This is a genomic window from Micromonospora sp. DH13, from assembly GCF_020873825.1.
GTDB lineage: Bacteria > Actinomycetota > Actinomycetes > Mycobacteriales > Micromonosporaceae > Micromonospora > Micromonospora haikouensis.
Map to the genome: position 1 here is coordinate 24,375 of NZ_JAHWGR010000050.1, position 15,059 is coordinate 39,433.

General features: G+C 73.6%; 14 protein-coding genes. 10 read left to right on the forward strand and 4 right to left on the reverse strand.

Annotated elements, in window-relative coordinates; genetic code table 11:
* Positions 1 to 101: 101 nt before the first annotated feature.
* The 3 genes from LPA42_RS30880 (at position 102) to LPA42_RS30890 (ending at position 3,444) form a co-directional block, all read left to right on the forward strand.
* On the forward strand, positions 102 to 1,484 hold the full coding sequence (locus tag LPA42_RS30880) for a cation:dicarboxylase symporter family transporter (protein WP_077939362.1): 1,383 nt from the start codon (positions 102 to 104) through the stop codon (positions 1,482 to 1,484).
* Positions 1,485 to 1,638: 154 nt separating this feature from the next.
* The gene (locus LPA42_RS30885) at positions 1,639 to 2,676 is read left to right on the forward strand and encodes an aminotransferase class V-fold PLP-dependent enzyme (RefSeq protein WP_077939363.1); all 1,038 of its coding nucleotides are present in this window, start codon (positions 1,639 to 1,641) and stop codon (positions 2,674 to 2,676) included.
* 135 nt (positions 2,677 to 2,811) lie between these two features.
* Positions 2,812 to 3,444, forward strand: coding sequence for a transcriptional regulator (locus LPA42_RS30890; RefSeq protein ID WP_228987049.1), 633 nt, complete (start codon positions 2,812 to 2,814; stop codon positions 3,442 to 3,444).
* 116 nt (positions 3,445 to 3,560) lie between these two features.
* On the opposite strand, the gene LPA42_RS30895 is transcribed toward LPA42_RS30890, so the two are convergent.
* A complete protein-coding gene (locus LPA42_RS30895) occupies positions 3,561 to 4,157 on the reverse strand; it encodes a hypothetical protein (protein ID WP_077939364.1) in 597 nt (198 codons plus the stop codon).
* Between the two features lie 1,251 nt (positions 4,158 to 5,408).
* On the opposite strand from LPA42_RS30895, the gene LPA42_RS30900 reads away from it, so the two are divergent.
* Positions 5,409 to 6,080 carry a polysaccharide deacetylase family protein gene (locus LPA42_RS30900; protein ID WP_077938550.1) on the forward strand — a complete coding sequence of 224 codons (672 nt, stop codon included), beginning with the start codon at positions 5,409 to 5,411 and terminating at the stop codon, positions 6,078 to 6,080.
* Positions 6,081 to 6,254: 174 nt separating this feature from the next.
* Positions 6,255 to 6,551, forward strand: a complete 297-nt coding sequence (locus tag LPA42_RS30905; RefSeq protein WP_043966077.1) for a DUF1540 domain-containing protein — start codon at positions 6,255 to 6,257, stop codon at positions 6,549 to 6,551.
* Positions 6,552 to 6,646: 95 nt separating this feature from the next.
* Here the strand turns inward: LPA42_RS30905 and LPA42_RS30910 are convergent, their stop codons facing one another.
* A complete protein-coding gene (locus LPA42_RS30910; protein WP_077938549.1) occupies positions 6,647 to 8,653 on the reverse strand; it encodes a protein meaA in 2,007 nt (668 codons plus the stop codon).
* A gap of 96 nt (positions 8,654 to 8,749) precedes the next feature.
* Here LPA42_RS30910 and LPA42_RS30915 point away from each other — a divergent pair, with 96 nt between their 5' ends.
* The 3 genes from LPA42_RS30915 (at position 8,750) to LPA42_RS30925 (ending at position 11,372) form a co-directional block, all read left to right on the forward strand.
* On the forward strand, positions 8,750 to 9,598 hold the full coding sequence (locus tag LPA42_RS30915) for an ABC transporter ATP-binding protein (protein WP_077938548.1): 849 nt from the start codon (positions 8,750 to 8,752) through the stop codon (positions 9,596 to 9,598).
* A complete protein-coding gene (locus tag LPA42_RS30920; protein ID WP_043966072.1) occupies positions 9,595 to 10,443 on the forward strand; it encodes an ABC transporter permease in 849 nt (282 codons plus the stop codon). Before LPA42_RS30915 ends, LPA42_RS30920 begins: the two co-directional genes overlap by 4 nt.
* Positions 10,444 to 10,568: 125 nt before the next feature.
* The gene (locus LPA42_RS30925) at positions 10,569 to 11,372 is read left to right on the forward strand and encodes an alpha/beta hydrolase family protein (protein ID WP_077938551.1); all 804 of its coding nucleotides are present in this window, start codon (positions 10,569 to 10,571) and stop codon (positions 11,370 to 11,372) included.
* A 62-nt stretch (positions 11,373 to 11,434) separates the two neighbouring features.
* Here LPA42_RS30925 and LPA42_RS30930 read toward each other — a convergent pair whose 3' ends face one another.
* Both LPA42_RS30930 and murA read right to left on the reverse strand, forming a co-directional pair.
* Positions 11,435 to 12,283 carry a 3-hydroxyacyl-CoA dehydrogenase family protein gene (locus LPA42_RS30930; RefSeq protein WP_043966069.1) on the reverse strand — a complete coding sequence of 283 codons (849 nt, stop codon included), beginning with the start codon at positions 12,281 to 12,283 and terminating at the stop codon, positions 11,435 to 11,437.
* 185 nt (positions 12,284 to 12,468) lie between these two features.
* On the reverse strand, positions 12,469 to 13,905 hold the full coding sequence (murA, locus tag LPA42_RS30935) for a UDP-N-acetylglucosamine 1-carboxyvinyltransferase (protein WP_077938547.1): 1,437 nt from the start codon (positions 13,903 to 13,905) through the stop codon (positions 12,469 to 12,471).
* Between murA and LPA42_RS30940 the strand changes: the two genes are divergently transcribed.
* Entirely contained in the window at positions 13,904 to 14,476 is a 573-nt protein-coding gene (locus LPA42_RS30940; protein WP_077938546.1) for a cob(I)yrinic acid a,c-diamide adenosyltransferase, read from the forward strand. The two genes, murA and LPA42_RS30940, sit on opposite strands and share 2 nt — an antisense overlap.
* Positions 14,452 to 14,880 (forward strand): VOC family protein, encoded by a 429-nt coding sequence (locus tag LPA42_RS30945; protein ID WP_077938545.1) that lies wholly within the window; start codon positions 14,452 to 14,454, stop codon positions 14,878 to 14,880. Before LPA42_RS30940 ends, LPA42_RS30945 begins: the two co-directional genes overlap by 25 nt.
* The last annotated feature ends 179 nt before the right edge of the window (positions 14,881 to 15,059 follow it).

Here is a 15,059-nt window from a genome sequence, read left to right on the forward strand (position 1 = left end):
TGTGGCGCGCGGGATCGCCGCCGGTGTCGGCCGTGGGTCACGGGAGTGAACAGAATGACCACAAGGCTGCCCTGCGGTGAGGCGCAGTTCACATTGTGGGCATGGACACCACCCCCACCGCCACCGCGAAGTCCACCCCCGCCCGCCGGGACCCCACCCGCTACCTCTACCTGGCCGTGATCGCCGCCGCGCTCGCCGGCGTCGTCGTCGGGCTCGTCGCGCCCGAGGTCGGCAAGGCGCTCAAGCCGCTCGGCACCGGCTTCGTCGCGCTCATCAAGATGATGATCAGCCCGGTGATCTTCTGCACGATCGTTCTCGGCGTCGGCTCCGTGCGGCAGGCCGCGAAGGTCGGCAAGGTCGGCGGCCTCGCGCTCGGCTACTTCCTGCTGATGTCGACCGTCGCGCTGGCCATCGGGCTCGTCGTGGGCAACCTGATCCAGCCGGGCGCCGGCCTGGACCTGGGGGCGCAGACCGCCGGCGCCGGCCAGGCGGCGGCCGCCGGCGAGAGCGGGGGTACGGCCGAGTTCCTGCTCGGGATCATCCCCACCACGCTGGTCTCCGCGCTCACCGAGGGGGAGGTGCTCCAGACGCTGCTGGTGGCCCTCCTGGTCGGCTTCGCCGTGCAAGGTCTGGGCGGGCGCGGGGAGCCCGTCCTGCGCGCCGTCGGGCTGCTGCAACGGCTGGTCTTCAAGGTCCTGGCGATGATCATGTGGGTCGCACCGGTCGGCGCGTTCGGCGCGATGGCCGCCGTCGTCGGCGCCACCGGCCTCGACGCGCTCACCAGCCTCGCCCAGATCATGCTCGGCTTCTACGCCACCTGCCTGATCTTCGTGGTGGTGGTGCTCGGCGCGCTGCTCTGGTTCGTCGCCCGCATCTCGATCTTCGCCCTGCTGCGCTACCTGGGTCGGGAGTTCCTGCTGATCCTGTCCACCTCGTCGTCGGAGTCGGCGCTGCCCCGGCTCATCGCCAAGATGGAGCACGTCGGCGTCAGCAAGCCCGTCGTCGGGATCACCGTGCCCACCGGCTACTCGTTCAACCTCGACGGCACCGCCATCTACCTGACCATGGCGGCGCTGTTCGTGGCCGACGCCATGGGCAAGCCGATGTCGATCGGCGAGCAGGTCGGCCTGCTCCTGTTCATGATCATTGCTTCGAAGGGCGCGGCCGGCGTCACCGGCGCGGGCCTGGCCACCCTGGCCGGCGGCCTCCAGTCGCACCGCCCCGACCTGCTCGACGGCGTCGGACTGATCGTCGGCATCGACCGGTTCATGTCCGAGGCGCGGGCGCTGACCAACTTCGCCGGCAACGCCGTGGCCACCGTCCTGGTCGGCACCTGGACCGGCGAGTTCGACCGCGCGCAGGCCCGCGACGTGCTCGCCGGCCGCCGCCCCTTCGACGAGGCCACCATGCTCGACGAGGACGACGACGACCCGCAGCCGCCGGCCGGGCCGCAGCGCCCGGCGCTCAGCGGCGCACCCGCCTGACCGGGCCGCCGCCGCGCCGCCCCCGTCCCCGGGCCCCTGTCCACCGCCGTCCCCGCGTCGATCGCCCCTCGGGCGGGCCGCGACCGGGGGCGGCGGCCACCATCGGTGAATTGGCGCTCACGGAGGTGGCGACGGCCGCACTACCGTCGGCGGCATGGAGTTGGAGCAGGCACGCAAGCTGTGGCAGCCGCAGCCCGGCTGGCTGAACACCGCCAGCTACGGGCTGCCGCCCGAGCCGGCCTGGGCGGCGGTGCAGGAAGCGCTGGCCGACTGGCGGACGGGACGTACGTCCTGGGAGGGTTGGGACGACGCCACCCGGCGCTCCCGGGCGGCCTTCGCCGGCCTGGTCGGCGTGGCGCCCACCGACGTGACGGTCGGCAGCACGGTGTCCGCGTTGTTCGCCCCCGTCGCGGCGGCCCTGCCGGCCGGCGCCACCGTCGTGGCCCCCGAGGTGGAGTTCACCTCCAACCTCTTCCCCTGGCTGGCCCAGGCCGAGCGGGGGGTGCGGGTGCGCACGGTCCCGCTCGACGGGCTCGTCGACGCGATCGACGCCGACACCGACCTGGTCGCGTTCAGCCTGGTGCAGTCCGCCGACGGGGCCGTCGCCGACTACCACCGGATCGTCGCCGCCGCCCGCGCCCACGGCGCGCTGGTGGCCGTCGACGCGACCCAGGCGTGCGGCTGGCTGCCGTTCGACGCCGGCCTGGCCGACGTCGTCGCCGTCGGGGCGTACAAGTGGCTGATGGGGCCGCGCGGGTCGGCCCTGGCCTACCTGGCGCCGGCGCTGCGCGAGCGGCTGCGACCCGACGGCGCCGGCTGGTACGCGGCCGAGGACCCGTTCTCCTCCTACTACGGCCCGCCGCTGCGGCTCGCCGCCGACGCCCGGCGGTTCGACCAGTCCCCGGCATGGTTCAGCTGGATCGGCACCGCCCCCGCCCTGGAACTGCTCGCCGAGATCGGCGTGCCGGCCGTGCGCGAGCACGACGTGCGCCTGGCCAACCGGTTCCTCGCCGGGCTGGGCCGGCCACCCGGCGACAGCGCGATCGTCGCCGTCGAGGTGCCCGGCGCGCAGGAGAAACTGGAACGGGCGGGCATCCGGGCGGCGGTGCGCGCCGGCCGGGTCCGGGCGTCGTTCCACCTCTACACCACCGACGCCGACGTCGACCTGGCCCTCGACGCGCTGACCGGCTGACCCGCCGCGCGCCCCGGTCGCCGGCCGGCGCTGGTCGAGGGCCGGCGCTGGCCGCCGGCAGCCGCGCCCGGGCCGCATCCGAATCGCGCCACCCGGACGAACCCCTGGTAGTGACCGTCTACCCGGGGGTACGTCGTGCTGACCGACTCGATGCCGGCCGAGGCCGTCGAGACCGCGCGCAAGCGCCTCTCCGCAGCCGCCGAGGACCTCGACGCCAACGAGGTCGCCGCCCTGCTGCTGGCGCTGGCCGCCGACCATGGGGTGCTGGCGTCCTGGCAGCAGGTATGCGTTCCGCTGCTCGCCGCGCTGCGGGGCCATACGGCGGCCGAGGTCGCCACCGAACACGCCCTCACCGAGGGCGTGCGCATCGGCCTGGACGTGTTCCACCGTGAGCCCGCCCGGCAACTGCCCACCGGCGGCGTACTGCTCGCCGGGGCCGAGCACGAGACCCACTGTCTCGGCCTGCACGCGCTCGCCGCCGCCCTGCGGGAGCGCGGGCGGGGCGCGCTGCTGCTCGGGCCCGCGCTGCCCTGGACGGCGCTGGCGTCCGCCGTGCGCCGGGCGCGTCCGCACACCGTCGTGGTCTGGTCGCAGACGCCGGTCACCGGCCGCGCGTACCGACTGGTCCGCTTCGGCCGCGACACCCCGGGCGTACGCGTGCACGCGGCCGGGCCGGGCTGGATCGAACCGCTGCCGCCCCCGTCGATCCGCCTGACCACCCTGGCGGCGGCCACCGCCGCCTGCTTGCAAGGAAGGGCACCTTGTTAACGCTTTCTGTATAGGAGGGGCCCCTTCCTAACACTCGGTTGCCCGGGGCGGAGACGCCACCGGCCGGGCCCCTGTTGTCGGGGCCCGGCCGGCGGCGTGTGTGTATGTGTGTGGTGTCAGCTGTTGTTCCAGTGCTGCGCGACGAGGTCGGCGGCCTGCTGTTCCCACTGCGCGTAGGCGTCGGGGTAGGCGGAGACCTGCACCGTCTGGGCGGCGTCGGTCAGGGGCATGTTCTGCCAGCCGTCGACCTGTCGGAGGCCCTTGAGGAACGCGGTGGTCGCGTACTGCGGGTCGGTGATCTGCTCGGGGGTGCCCCAGCCGCTGGAGGGGCGTTGCTGGAACAGGCCGAGGGAGTCGTGGTCGTTGCGGTCGCCGAGGTGGCCGAGGTTCTGCAGCTTGGACTCCTGCAGGGCGGTGCCGATGGAGATGACGGCGGCGCGTTCGTCGAGGCCGGTCTTCTTGGTGGCGGTGATGATGGCCTTGGCGTTGGCGGTCTGCTCGGCGTCGAGGTCGATGCGCGACTGCGCGCCCTGCACGCCGTGGGGGATCAGCTTCCCGGCGTCGGTGGTCGTGTCGGCCTGTGCGGCGGCGACGGGCCGCGCGTCGACAGTGCCGGTGTCGATGGCGTGGTGGAGGGGGCCGGCGGCGAGGCCGCCGGCGAACGCGAGTCCGGCGATGCCGAGGATGCTCTTGCGCAGGATGGTCGTGTTCATGGGGGTGTCTCCTATCCGGGGGGTCGGCACACGTCCCACATCCGCCGGAGGGGGATGGCGGGGGGTGTGCGAGCACCACGTCGAGGCGCCCGAACAACGAACAACGGGGGAAGAAGAAGGAGGAGGGGGCGGCTGCCTTGCGGCGCCGGGTCCAGGTGTAACGACCGGCGGCCGGCCCCCATTCCCCGGGGGATGATGCCGAGGCGGCCGGCATGCCGCGGGGCGGACCGGGCGTCGGTGGGGCAGGCGTGTCGGGTGGGCCAGCACGCGGGCGGCCCGGGGCCTGCCGGATCGGGGGATCCGGGGTGCTGCTGCGGTCGTCCGTCAGGTGTAACGCCCCCGCCCCGGCCAGGATTCCGGCCCGGGGGTGCCGCCGGTCACCACCCCGACCCCGGTCTGACCCGGCCCACCCCCGGCCCGCCCCACGCCACCCCGCCAGGTCGGACAATCCGCTCATTCCGGCGGAGGGGTGACGGCATGCCGGGCAGGTAGGGGTATCAACGGCGCGGGATACCCCCACCTGCCCGACATGAAGTCGATCAACCCAGCCACGCCCAGCCCCGGCCCGCCCGGCGTCCGCCCCGCGCCCGCCTCGGCCCGCCCCAGCCCGGCCGACCCACCCCGATCCAGCCCGACCCACCCCAGACCCGACCGACCCACCCCGATCCAGCCGACCCACCCCGACCCAGGCCGGCCCGCCCACCTCGGCCCGACCCGGCCGCCATTCCCGGGCCCGGGCTCGCCGATGATCGCCGGGCCGCCCACGCCAAACCCGCCCACACCCCCCAGGCTCGGGCGGACGGGTCACGGGATGTCGGGCAGGTGGGGGTATCAGTGGCGCGGGATACCGCCATCTTCCCGGCATCCCGCCGGAAGATCCCGCGTGGGGCGGGGCAGCCGGGCGGGCACCCGCCAAGAGATCATCTCCCGGTGCCCGCAAAGAACTCTCGCGTACCCCTGATCGCGACGGTCGCCGCCCTGGCGGGCGTCGCCGTCCTTCTCGTCGCGCCCGCGCCGTCGGACGCGCCCGGCCGCGCCGCAATCGGACGGGTGCCCACGGCCGTGACGCCGCCCGCCAGCGGGGAGGATGGAACGCAGCAGGGGACGAACCGCCCGACCCCGCCGGCAACCGCATCCGGGCGACCCGGGGCACCGTCACGGCCCGGCCAGGGCGGACCGACCGACGAGCCCAGCGCGGGGCCCCCGACCACGGCCCTCCCCGGCGCGAGCCGCACCGACCGACGGCCCCCGGTGGTCGACCACGGACCCCGCACCGGTGACCTGGTGGCGCTGACCTTCGACGCGGACATGACGGACGCCATGCGGTATCAACTGCGCAGCGGGGCGGTGCGGTCGTACGCGAACCTTGCGATCATCGACCTGCTGGAACGGCAGCGGGTGCCGGCCACCTTCTTCCTGACCGGCAAGTGGGTCGAGGAGTATCCCGGGGTGACCCGCCGCTTGGCCGCCAATCCCCGCTTCGAGCTGGCCAACCACACGTACGGCCATCTCGCCTTCACCACCGACTGCTATCAGCTGCCGACGATCCCCCCGCAGCGGATGGCCGCCGACGTGGCCCGGACGTTCGACGTGATCGCCCCCTACGGCGGCAGGCAGACCCGCTACTTCCGCTTCCCCGGGCTGTGCCACGACCGCACCGCGTTGACCGAGCTCGCCCCGCTGGGCGTGACCGTGGTGGACGGGGACGTCATCAGCGGCGACCCGTTCGCGAAGTCCTGGCGGCCGGTCGTCGACGCGGTGCTGTCCCGGGTACGCCCCGGCTCGGTCGTCGTCCTGCACGTCACCGAGGCGAACGCCCCGATGACCGACGAGGCGCTGCCGCGCATCCTGGCCGGACTCGCCGAGCTGGGCCTGCGGCCGGCCCCGCTCTCCGAGGTGCTGGGGGCGGGACCGGTCGGGTGATCCGGTGCCCGATCACGACCGGCAGCCCGATCCCTGCCGCCCGACCGGGGACGCCGACCGACCGGGATGCCAACCAAGCGGGGACGCCGACCGACCAGGGATGGCCGATCGCCGACAACAAAACCGACAAAAACCTAATATGGGAGGAGATTCGAGAACCCAGAGGAGGTCGTCATGACTACGGCGATGGAGATGCCCCGCGTCCAGGAATGCGTGGTCGCGGCCTGCGCCTACAACCACACCGGCGACTGCCACGCGTTCGCCATCACGATCGGCAGCACCGATCACGCGCACTGCCACACGTTCGTCGAGATGCCCGTCCGGGGCGGCATCGACACGATGATCGCCCAGGTCGGCGCCTGTCAGCGCTCGGACTGTCGGCACAACGCCGACCTGGAGTGTCACGCCCCGGCGATCCGCGTCGGGCCGGACAACGACATGGCCGACTGCATGACCTACGCCAGCCGCTGACCGCCGTCCGGTAACTGGTCCGCGGCGGCGGCCGCCGCACCAGGTGTTAACAGGGGCCCCCTGTACAACGGAATGCGTTAACAGGGGGCCCTTCCTTACCCCAGGCCGTTGGCGTGACGGACCACCGTCACCAGGTCGTCGACGATGCCGGTGAGGGCGAAGTCCTTCGGCGTGAAGACCCGGGCGACGCCCGCCGCCCGCAGCGCGTCGGCGTCGCCGGCCGGGATGATACCGCCGACCACCACCGGCAGGTCGCCCCGGCCGGCGGCGCGCAGGCCGTCCAGCACAGCCGGCACGACGGCCAGGTGCGAGCCGGAGAGCACCGATAGGCCGACGAGGTCGACGTCCTCCTCCACGGCGGCGGCGACGATCTGGCCGGCGGTCAGCCGGATCCCCTGATAGATCACCTCGAAGCCGGCGTCGCGGGCGCGCACGGCGATCTGCTCGGCCCCGTTGGAGTGCCCGTCCAGGCCGGGCTTGCCGACCAGCAGCCGCAGCCGGCCACTGCCCAGCTCCCGGGCGGTCGCGGCGACGCGCTGCCGCACGGCGGCCAGGGTCGCGTCGCCGCCCGCCCCGGCACCACCGGCCAGGCCGGTCGGCGCCCGGTACTCGCCGAAGACCCGCCGCAACGCGCCGGCCCACTCGCCGGTGGTCACCCCGGCCCGCACGCACTCCAGGGTCGCCGGCATCAGGTTCGCGCTGGTCGCGGCGTCCGCGCGTAGCCGCTCCAGTGCCGCGTCGACCGCCGCGCCGTCGCGTCCGGCCCGCCATTCGCGTACGGCGGTCACGGCCGCCGCCTCCACCGCCGGGTCGACCTGCTCGATCGACCCGGCGCCGGCCGCGGTCAGCGGCGACGGCTCGGTCTCGGTGAACCGGTTGACGCCCACCACCGTGTCCGCGCCGGACTCCAGCCGGCGGCGGCGCTCGGCCAGCGAGGCGACCAGCGCGCTCTTGAGGTACCCGGACTCGACGGCGGCCACCACGCCGCCCATCTCCAGCACCTTCTCCAGTTCGGCCCGCGCCCCGGTGACGATCCCGTCGACCAGCGCGGTCATCACGTGCGAGCCGGCGAACAGGTCGGGATATTCCAGCAGGTCCGACTCGTACGCGAGGACCTGCTGCATCCGCAGCGACCACTGCTGGTCGAAGGGGCGGGGCAGGCCCAGCGCCTCGTTCCAGGCCGGGAGCTGCACGGCGCGGGCGCGGGCGTCCCGGGACAGGGTGACGCCGAGCATCTCCAGCACGATGCGCTGGATGTTGTTCTCCGGTTGGGCCTCGGTCAGCCCGAGCGAGTTGACCTGCACCCCGTACCGGAAGCGGCGCTGCCTGGGGTCGGTCACGCCGTACCGGTCGCGGGCGATCTCGTCCCAGAGCACGCCGAACGCGCGCATCTTGGCGGTCTCCTCGACGAACCGCACCCCGGCGTTGACGAAGAACGAGATCCGGGCGACGACGTCGCCCATCCGCCCGGGCGGCACCTGGCCGCAGTCGCGCACCGCGTCGAGGACGGCGACGGCGGTGGCGAGGGCGAAGCCGACCTCCTGCACGGGCGTCGCCCCGGCCTCCTGGAGGTGGTACGAGCAGACGTTCACCGGGTTCCACCGGGGCATCCGGAGCAGCGTGTACGCGACGAGGTCGGCGGTGAGCCGCAGCGACGCCGCCGGCGGGAAGATGTACGTCCCCCGGGACAGGTACTCCTTGATGATGTCGTTCTGCGTGGTGCCGGCGCAGCGGGCCAGCTCCGCCCCCTGCTCGGCGGCGACCGTGCCGTAGAGGGCGAGCAGCCACATGGCCGGCGCGTTGATCGTCATGGACGTGTTCATGTCGGCCAGCGGGATGCCGTCGAAGAGGGCCCGCATGTCGCCGAGGTGGGCCACGGGCACCCCGACCCGGCCGACCTCGCCGGCCGCCAGCTCGTGGTCGGGGTCGTACCCGGTCTGGGTGGGCAGGTCGAAGGCGACCGACAGGCCGGTCTGCCCCTTGGCCAGGTTGCGGCGGAACAGGGCGTTGCTCGCGGCGGCCGAGGAGTGGCCGGCGTAGGTGCGCATCACCCAGGGGCGGTCGCGCTCGGGCAGCCGGCCGGCGGGGGCCTTCTCGTCCATTTCCGGAGTTTAAGTTACCGTTCAGTAAATCGGGCTGTGCAAAACCACACAGCCCCGCCTCCGCATCGGCCCCGCCCAGGTCGCACACTTGACGGCATGGATGACGAGCTGGCGATCTCCGTCCGGGGGCTGCGCAAGGCGTACGGCGACAACGTCGCGGTGGCGGGCGTGGACCTCGACGTCCGGCGGGGCGAGGTGTTCGCGCTGCTCGGCCCGAACGGGGCGGGCAAGACCACCACGGTGGAGATCCTGGAGGGCTACCGGCGACGCGACTCCGGCGAGGTCCGGGTGCTGGGCAGCGACCCCGCCGACCCCGCCCCGGACTGGCGCTCCCGGGTCGGCATCGTGCTCCAGGGCACCGGCGAGTTCGACGAGCTGACCGTCGGCGAGGTGGTCCGGCACTTCTCGGGCTTCTATCCCGACGCCGACGACCCGGCGAAGGTGGTCGAACGGGTCGGCCTCGGCGCGAAGGCGAAGGCCCGCACGCACACCCTCTCCGGCGGGCAGAAGCGCCGCCTCGACGTGGCGCTGGGCATCATCGGCCGCCCCGAGCTGCTCTTCCTCGACGAGCCGACCACCGGCTTCGACCCGGAGGCGCGGCGCGAGTTCTGGGAGCTGATCCGGGACCTGGCCGCCGCTGGCACCACCATCGTGCTGACCACCCACTACCTCGACGAGGCCGAGGCGCTCGCCGACCGGGTCGGGGTGATCGCCGCCGGGCGGGTGATCGAGGTGGCCCCGCCGAAGCTGCTGGGCAACCGCCAGGAGTCCCTGGCGACGGTCTCCTGGCGTACCCCCGAGGGGGTGCTGGAGAGCGCGCAGAGCGCGACGCCGACGGCCCTGGTCGCCGAGCTGGCCGCGCGCCACGGCGGCGAGGTCCCCGGCCTCACGGTGACCCGGCCGACCCTGGAAGACGTCTACCTGACCATGATCGGACACCGATGACGACCACGACGAAGCCGGCGGCCCCGGCCACCGCCGCCGCACCGGCCCGCCGGCCGGGCGCGGGCGCGCTCGCCCTGCGCCAGGGCCGGCTGGAGATCACCCAGTTCCTGCGCAGCCGGGAGTCCGTCGTGTTCACGATGGGCTTCCCGATCATCATGATCCTCATCTTCGCGGCGATCTTCAGCGACGAGATCGCCCCCGGGGTGAGCTACACGCAGTACTTCATCACCGGCATGATCGCGACCGGCCTGATGACGGTCAGCTTCCAGAACCTGGGCATCTGGATCCCGATCGAGCGGGACCGGGGGGTGCTCAAGCGCTACCGGGGCACGCCGATGCCGAAGTGGGTGTGGTTCGCCGGCAAGGTGATCATGGTGGTGGCGGTCGGCGTCGCCGAGACCGCCCTGCTGCTCGCCGTCTCGGTCGCCCTGTTCGACCTGGAGCTGCCCGGGACGGCCGGCAGGTGGCTCACCTTCGGGTGGGTCTCCGTCCTCGGGGTCACCGCGTGCACCCTGTGCGGCATCGCCATCTCGTCGCTGGCCCGCACGGCGCGCAGCGGCTCGGCCGTGGTCACCCCGGTCGCCCTCGTCCTCCAGTTCATCTCCGGCGTCTTCTTCGTCTTCACCAACCTGCCGACCTGGATGCAGCAGGTGGCGGCGCTGTTCCCGCTGAAGTGGATGTGCCAGGGCCTGCGCTCGGTCTTCCTGCCGGACGGCTTCGGCGCGCAGGAACCGGGCGGCTCGTTCGAGCTGGGCCGGGTCGCCCTCGTGCTGGGCCTGTGGTGCGTGATCGGCCTGGTCCTGTGCCTGACCACCTTCCGCTGGACGACGAAGCGCGACGGCTGAGGCGGTGCAAGGAAGGGCCCCCTGTTAACGCATTCGGTAGAGAGGGGCACCCCTCTCACCGCCGACCCGCGCGCGGGCGCGGGCGCGGGGCAGCCGATGCGGGGCGGGGCTGGGAGACTGTGCCGGTGGTGGCGCGACTGAGCCGGCGCGGGGTGCTGCTGGCCGGGGCCGGCGCGGCGGTGCTCGCCGTGGGCGGTGCCGTGGCGGCCCGGGAGGCGACCCGCCCCCGTCAGGGGCCGGCCCCCGAGCTGCCGGACGCCCCGCCCGGCGACGAGCGGCTGCTGCGGCGGGAGTCGGCGGCCCGGGGCCGTACCGTCGACTTCTGGACGGCCGTGCCCGCCGGCCACGGCGACGGGCGGGGGCTGCCGGTCTGCCTGGTGTTGCACGGCGCGTCGGCCACCCCGCGCGACTACGCGCGCTTCGGTCTCGCCCGGTTCCTCACCGACGCCGTGCGCCGGGGCGCGCCGCCGTTCGTCCTCGCCGGGGCGACCGGCGGCCGGCTCTCCTGGCGGCCGGCGGGAGCCGACGACCCGCAGCGGATGGTGCGCGAGGAGGTGCCGGCCTGGTGCGCCGAGCGCGGCTTCGACGCCGGCCGGGTCGCCGCCTGGGGCTGGTCGATGGGCGGCTTCGGGTCGCTGCTGCTCGCCGAGACCTTCCCCGGCTGGCTGCGCGCGGTGGCCGCGTTCTCCCCCGCCGTACGCGCCGGGGACGCCGTCTTCACCGGCGTGGCCCGGCTGCGCGGCACCCCGGTCGGGCTCTGGTGCGGCCGGCAGGACGGGCTGCTGGACGAGGTGCAGGCGCTGGCCCGCGCCCTGCCCGAGCCCCCGGTCCGGGCCGAGTACGCCGACGGCCGGCACGACTTCACCTACTGGGGGCGCGTCGTCCCGGACGCCTTCGCCCTGCTCGGCGCCGCCCTCGCCGGGCCCTGACGCCGCCTGGCCACGGCGGCGCGGCCCGCAGGCGAGCGCACCTGCGGGCCGCGGCACGCCCGTCAGTACGTGTAGAAGCCCTTGCCCGTCTTGCGGCCCAGGTCGCCGGCGGTGACCATCCGCTGGAGCAGCTCCGGCGGGAAGAACTTCTCGTCGGCCGTGTCGGTGTAGATGTTCTTCGAGGCGTGCATGAGCACGTCGACGCCGGTCAGGTCGGTGGTCGCCAGCGGCCCCATCGCGTGGCCGAAGCCGAGCTTGCAGGCGGTGTCCAGGTCCTCGGCCGACACCACGCCGGACTCGACCAGCTTGACGGCCTCGACGACCAGCGCGGCGATCAGCCGGGTGGTGACGAAGCCGGCGATGTCCCGGTTCACCACGACGACGGTCTTGCCGATCTCCTCGGCGAACGCCCTCGCGGTGGCCAGGGTCTCGTCGCTGGTCTTGTAGCCCCGGACCAGCTCGCACAGCTTCATCATCGGCACCGGCGAGAAGAAGTGCGTGCCGACGACCGACTCGGGGCGCTCGGTGACGGCGGCGATCTGGGTGACCGGGATGGCCGAGGTGTTGGTGGCGAGCACCGCGTCGGCCCTGCAGAGCTTGTCCAGGGCCCGGAAGACCTCCTGCTTGATCTCCAGCCGCTCGAAGACCGCCTCGACGACGATGTCCGCGTCGGCCACCGCCTCCAGGTCCGTCGTCGGGGTGATCCGGCCCAGCGCGGCGTCCACCTCGCCCGGCTCGATCTTGCCCTTCTCGGCGAACTTCTCCAGCGACTTCCGGATGCCGGCCAGTCCGCGCCCGGTGGCCGCGTCGTCCAGGTCCCGCAGCGTCACCTGCCAGCCTGCCTGCGCCGCCACCTGGGCGATGCCCGAGCCCATCAGCCCGGCCCCGACGACCGCGAGTCGACCCGCCATCTGCTTCTCCCTCGCCTGTTTGAGTGTCTGTCAGCACCCTAGCGGCGAGACTGAACGAAGACTAAGCCGAGGGCCGCGCAATGCACAGGCTGGGACGAGGGCCACCCGCCCCACCGGGGGCACGGCGCCGGCACCGAGGCGCTGCGCCGGGCCGCGCGGCGCGCGCCGGGACCGCCCGCGCGCGCTCAGATCTCCAGGGCCGGTTCCTCCGGTACGCTGCCCCGCTCGACCTCCACGCCGAGCGCCCGCAGGTCGGCGACGAAGTCCGGGTAGCCGCGGTCGACGTGGTGCACGTGGGAGACCTCGGTGACCCCGTCCGCGCAGAGCCCGGCGATGATCAGCCCCGCGCCGGCCCGGATGTCCGTGGCCCGTACGGGTGCGCCGGAGAGCCGGTCCCGGCCCCGCACGACGGCGTGGTGCCCGTCGGTCTTGATGTCCGCGCCGAGCCGCATCATCTCGTTGGCGAACATGAACCGGCCGTCGAAGATGTTCTCGGTGATCAGGGATGCGCCGTCACTCACCGCCGCGAGGCCGATCGCCATCGGCAGCAGGTCCGTGGCGAAGCCCGGGTAGGGCAGGGTGACCACGTCGACGGACGTGGGCCGGTCGGCCATCCGTACCCGGAAGGCGTCGCCCCGGGTCTCCACCAGGCCGCCCGCGCAGATCAGCTTGTCCAGCGCGACCTCCAGGAAGCCCGGGTCGATGCCGGTGACGGTGACGTCCCCCCGGGTCATCGCGGCGGCGAACGCCCAGGTCCCGGCGACGATCCGGTCCCCCACCGTGGCGTGCCGCACCGGCCGCAGCTCGGGCACCCCGTCGATGTGCAGGGTGGAGGTGCCCTCCCCCTCGATGCGCGCGCCCATCCGGATCAGCATCGAGCAGATGTCGACGATCTCCGGCTCCCGGGCCGCGTTGTCGATCACCGTCGTGCCCTGGGCCAGCACGGCGGCCATCACCAGGTTCTCGGTGGCACCGACGCTGGGGAAGTCGAGGACGATGTCCGCGCCGTGCAGGCCGTCCGGGGCGGCGGCGATGACGAAGCCGTGCTCCCCGGAGATGTCCGCGCCCATCCGGGTCAGCCCGGCGATGTGCATGTCCAGCCCCCGGGAGCCGATGGCGTCCCCGCCGGGGTGGGCCACCCGGACGTACCCCCGGCGGGCCAGCAGCGGGCCCAGCACGCAGATGGAGGCGCGCAGCCGGCGGACCAGGTCGTAGTCGGCCTCCGCGCCGGGCCGCTCGGGCACGTCGATGGTGACCGACCGGGACCGGGCCACGCCGCCCCGGGCCACCATCGGGTCGACCGGTTCGTCGGCGTCGAAGTGGACGCCGCAGCCCAGCCGGCGCAGCACCTCGCCCATGATGGCGATGTCGGTGATGCGCGGGACGTTGGTGATCACGCTGCGGCCGGGGGCGAGCAGCGCGGCGGCCATCAGTTTGAGGGCCGAGTTCTTCGCCCCGACCACGTGCACCGTGCCGGCGAGGCGGGCGTCGCCGGCGACGCGGATGACGTCGACGTCGTTGACCGCCGGGTCGCCGGCGTCACCGGGGCCGAGCCCGGCGGGGCGCGCCGGGGCCGGTCGGGCGGGGATCGTCAGGTCCGGTATCCGTAGGCTGTGCGTCATGGCCGTCCACCTCACGCGCATCTACACCAAGGCCGGCGACGCCGGCATGACCAGGCTGAGCAACAACGAGCAGGTGCCGAAGACCGATCCGCGGATCGCCGCGTACGCGGACGTGGACGAGTGCAACGCCGCGATCGGCGTCGCGCTCGCCCTCGGCCAGCTCGACGACGAGCTGCGGGCGGTGCTCGGGTCGATCCAGAACGACATGTTCGACGTGGGCGCCGACCTGTCCACGCCGGTGGAGCCGGACCCGAAGTATCCGCCGCTGCGGGTCACCGAGGAGTACGTGGAGCGCCTCGAAGGATGGTGCGACGAGTTCAACGCACGCCTGGGCAAGCTCGACTCCTTCATCCTCCCCGGCGGCACCGCGGGAGCGGCGCTGCTGCACGTGGCACGGACGATCGCCCGGCGGGCCGAGCGGGCGGCGTGGGCGCTGGTCGCACACGACCCCGACCGGACCAGCACCCTCCCGGCAAAGTATCTCAACCGGCTCTCCGATCTGCTCTTCATCCTGTCAAGAACGGCGAATCCGGCGGGCGACGTGCTATGGGTCCCGGGCGGCCAACGCTGACCGTCCCCGTCGGCACCCTGCACCACGTCGAGGTCTGGGTGCCGGAGCTGGCCGAGGCGGTGCGCTGCTGGGGCTGGCTGCTGGGCGAGCTGGGCTGGCAGCCGTTCCAGGACTGGCCCGCCGGCCGGTCCTGGCGGCTCGGCCCGACGTATGTCGTGGTGGAGGAGTCCCCGGCAATGACCGGACGAAACCACGACCGGCTCGCCCCCGGCCTGAACCACCTGGCATTCCACGCGGGCCAGCCAGCCGACGTGGATCGGCTGGTCGCGGCAGCACCGGCCCACGGCTGGTCCCTGCTCTTCGCGGACCGCCATCCCCACGCCGGCGGCGCGGACACCTACGCGGCCTACCTCACCAACACCCAGGGGTACGAGGCCGAACTGATCGCCTCAACCAAAGGCTGAAGAAGAGCAAAAGCCCTGACGACGTGCCCGCCTCGTGAGGGGTTTCCGGGGAGCCCGCCCGCGGAGGGATCAAGCCTGACTGTGAGGCTAGCCGTGTCGGCTCGGAAGGTGATGGGCTGATGCCTGGTGGCAGTAGATGTGACTCTAACCCTGACTGGCTTTGTGCCTTTGGCGGGACT

Bases quoted from the DNA above. Each gene is read 5' to 3' on its own strand.
- LPA42_RS30880 (WP_077939362.1), top strand. From the start codon at position 102: ATGGACACCACCCCCACCGCCACCGCGAAGTCCACCCCCGCCCGCCGG.
- LPA42_RS30885 (WP_077939363.1), top strand. From the start codon at position 1,639: ATGGAGTTGGAGCAGGCACGCAAGCTGTGGCAGCCGCAGCCCGGCTGG.
- LPA42_RS30895 (WP_077939364.1), bottom strand. From the start codon at position 4,157: ATGAACACGACCATCCTGCGCAAGAGCATCCTCGGCATCGCCGGACTC.
- LPA42_RS30905 (WP_043966077.1), top strand. From the start codon at position 6,255: ATGACTACGGCGATGGAGATGCCCCGCGTCCAGGAATGCGTGGTCGCG.
- LPA42_RS30910 (WP_077938549.1), bottom strand. From the start codon at position 8,653: ATGGACGAGAAGGCCCCCGCCGGCCGGCTGCCCGAGCGCGACCGCCCC.
- LPA42_RS30915 (WP_077938548.1), top strand. From the start codon at position 8,750: ATGGATGACGAGCTGGCGATCTCCGTCCGGGGGCTGCGCAAGGCGTAC.
- LPA42_RS30920 (WP_043966072.1), top strand. From the start codon at position 9,595: ATGACGACCACGACGAAGCCGGCGGCCCCGGCCACCGCCGCCGCACCG.
- LPA42_RS30930 (WP_043966069.1), bottom strand. From the start codon at position 12,283: ATGGCGGGTCGACTCGCGGTCGTCGGGGCCGGGCTGATGGGCTCGGGC.
- LPA42_RS30940 (WP_077938546.1), top strand. From the start codon at position 13,904: ATGGCCGTCCACCTCACGCGCATCTACACCAAGGCCGGCGACGCCGGC.
- murA (WP_077938547.1), bottom strand. From the start codon at position 13,905: ATGACGCACAGCCTACGGATACCGGACCTGACGATCCCCGCCCGACCG.
- LPA42_RS30945 (WP_077938545.1), top strand. From the start codon at position 14,452: ATGGGTCCCGGGCGGCCAACGCTGACCGTCCCCGTCGGCACCCTGCAC.